We start from the raw sequence: 3,134 nt of genomic DNA, 5'->3' as shown, positions 1-3,134 counted from the left end.
AAGCCTGTCGACGAAACCGCCCAGTCCAAACGCCAGCAGGCCCGGCAGCAAAAGGTGGCCGACGGACTCGACGAGTTACTCCGGTTTATAAAAGACATCATTCGTCAGGGGATGCTGAACCTGCCGGAAAAAGGCGCTGCTTTCTGGGAGAACATGGCTAAACGCATGGTGGATGCCCAGGCGCCGGGACTGGCCGGCCAACTGAAGGCCTTAAGCGAGATCAACTATTTCGTCGAAGGCTGGCAGACGCGATGCCTGGACCAGCTGCTGAAGCTGTACCTCGTCATCCAGGGGTATAAGAATATCGAGACGCTTCATCCTGGCTTGCAGCAGGACATCCGCAGTCTCATTGGGTTTCCGCAAAACCAGGACGAACTCAAGGCACAGACGGGCATCCGGGACGAATGGTTTATTCTCGCAAAGCAAACGACGGAAGAAGAGAAACTCTTCGTGGAGCGTAGCTGGTTCTATGGTCTTCGCAGCCGGCGTTATGCGCTGATCCTCCAATTCTATGTCCGTAATCAACCACCGGCGGCGAGTTATACGCCGGGGCTGGTCGTCGACGCCGAGCTGGTGTTTTTCAACTCCGCCCTACCCTTGCGCGCCTTGGTCAAGGATCAATATAATACCTGGAAGCCGAAGCAGCTACCCGAAGCCTATGACAACTGGATAACGGTAGTCAAAACGGAAACGCTCTATAACGCCCGGTCGCCTTTCGCCGACGCCTGGCCCTGTATCGTCACCCAGCTACGGATAGTATCGTATAACAACGAGTGGTGGTTGCAGGACGAGCAGCAACAACTGATGCGCATCCGCGGGAAAGAAAGTGCGATCTGGGATTTGCTGGCGTTGACCGGCGGCGCCCCGATGCGCATGACCCTCATCGGAAAAGAAAAAGAATACGAACCGGTGGGTGTCTGGTTCAATAACGAATACAAGATGCTGTGATGCAGTTCTGGAATGAAATAATCAACACGGCCTTGCTAGGAACGGAAAAGAAACCTGTCGCCACGGCCGATCTGCCCGAAGCCCTGAAGGAAGCCGCCGCGCTGCTCCATCAGCGGGAAGCCACAGACGCCGAGGAGAAATTTCTCCAACTCGCCGCCCTCAGCTTCAATTTCCGGCAGAGTGGGATCAAGCCCATACATCAGCCGGCGCTTGTTTTCTCCGAAGCCGCGCCTGAGACATCCCCTTATTGTTCCTCCCGTGCCGGGCTGATTTTAAGGGATATTATGACCGTAGACAGCGCGCCGCTGTTTGGACTATGGCTGGAACAATGCATCGCCGCACAGCAGCTCGTCGTTCCCGATCTTATTCCCATTCTCTTGGATCGGGGCGTACATCAGCGGAAGATCCAGGAAGCTATTGCGACTGTCTGTGGCCGCCGCGGCGAATGGCTCAGCCGGCTGAATCCCGCCTGGAAATTTTCATCGACGGCCGATGATGAACAACTCTGGCAAACCGGTCAGCCCGATCAGAGAAAGGCGGCGCTCTGGCGCATGCGGCAGCAAGACCCGGCAAAAGCGCGGGAATGGCTGACGCAGACCTGGCCACAGGAAAATGCAAACATGCGGACCGAACTGCTTAAACAACTCGATGGCACTATACAACCGGAAGATGAGCCCTTGTTGATAGATCAGCAGAACGACCGCAGCCAGAAGGTGAAGGAAGAAGCCATTCGGCTTTGGAAACAGTTGCCCGGCGGCATCCTGGTGACAAGATATGCGGAACTCGTTCGATCGATGATCTTTGTAAAGCGCGAGAAGGCCCTGCTGGGGATGATGACAAAAACTTCCCTGCAGATCTATCCGCCGGTGATCCCGGACAAGGGAGAATATCTCCCGGGCATCGAAAAGCTCAGCAATGATAAATTTTTCACGGATGGAGAATTTGCCCTGTATCAGCTGATGCAAAATATCCCTCCGGCGTTTTGGGAAGACCATTTCGCGCTGCCGCCCGGCGGGATCCTCGACCTTTTTTCCGGCGCCAACGAAAAATATGTCCCCGCCTTCGTCAAGGCAACGGTGCAGTTCCGGGATCAAAAATGGGCGCAGGTCTATCTCGACCACCGGGAGGTCTTCTATGCCACACTGCTGGATCTCTTGCCGCCGGCACAACAGGAAGCCTATTGCCTGCGGAATTTCAAAAATAATCATGGCGCCATTATCGATAGCGCCCGGAACTGGCCGGGAGAATGGCCTTTTCAACTGGCAAAGACGATCATCCAGCACACCGCCAAAAATCCCTACGAATTTACGATCGGCTTCTACAGAGCAAATATCGCCCGTATCCCGATCGTAATCCTGGCCCTGTTGGATGGCTTCGGCCCCTCCGAACCCGCGAAGGCTCCTTTCTGGACCAATATCGCCAATCAGGTCAAGCGGTTGCTCGCACTCAAAGAACAAACCTTAAATGCTTTTAACGAATAACTATGTCAACACTCCTCCGGCAACATGCCGAACAACTATTCGCCGAAGAACTGGCCGAACTGATCAAACAGGACAGCGATCGCCGTCCTGCCAACTGGAAACTTTCACCTGCCTCCGTCGTGACCTATCTCATCGGCGGCAAGTTGACAAATGGCTTTGTCGTCACGCCAAAATATATCGGTAACCGGCGGCTGATGGAGATTGCCGTCGCTACGCTGACCACCGACCGGGCATTGTTGTTATACGGGCTGCCGGGTACCGCCAAGAGTTGGGTCAGTGAGCATCTGTCGGCAGCTATCAGTGGCGACTCCACGCTGATCGTGCAGGGTACGGCGGGCACCAGTGAGGAATCCATCCGTTATGGGTGGAACTACGCCCGACTCCTGGCTGAAGGACCGAGTGAGAAAGCGCTGGTGGAAACGCCGGTCGCCCGGGGCATGAAGGATGGGAAGATCGTTCGCATCGAAGAGCTGACACGCATCGGCGCGGACGTGCAGGATACGCTGATCACGATCCTGTCGGAGAAAGCCCTGCCGGTTCCGGAACTGAATATCGAGATCCAGGCGGTGCGGGGATTCAACGTCATCGCGACGGCGAATAACCGCGATAAGGGGGTGAATGAATTGTCCAGCGCGTTGAAGCGTCGTTTCAATACCGTTGTCCTGCCGGTGCCTGAGTCCATCGAGGAAGAGATGGATATCGTGA

The 3,134-nt window shown here is 55.4% G+C and carries 3 protein-coding genes; all 3 read left to right on the top strand.

The annotated features are described in order from the left end of the window. Nucleotides 1-948, top strand: a 948-nt coding sequence (locus tag VGM48_RS23690; protein WP_331583226.1) for an SWIM zinc finger family protein, incomplete at its 5' end; no start/stop codon positions are given. After that, nucleotides 948-2,429: a DUF5691 domain-containing protein gene (locus VGM48_RS23685; protein ID WP_331583228.1), complete on the top strand. Its 1,482-nt coding sequence runs from the start codon at nt 948-950 to the stop codon at nt 2,427-2,429. The genes VGM48_RS23690 and VGM48_RS23685, both read left to right, overlap by 1 nt. A 2-nt stretch (nt 2,430-2,431) precedes the next feature. Continuing rightward, the coding region (locus VGM48_RS23680) for an AAA family ATPase (protein ID WP_331583224.1) at nt 2,432-3,134 on the top strand (703 nt) is incomplete at its 3' end.

This window comes from Puia sp. (assembly GCF_036500295.1).
Taxonomy (GTDB): Bacteria; Bacteroidota; Bacteroidia; order Chitinophagales; family Chitinophagaceae; genus Puia.
The sequence above is the reverse complement of the archived record's forward strand: the minus strand, read 5'-3'. Positions and strand labels throughout refer to the sequence as shown.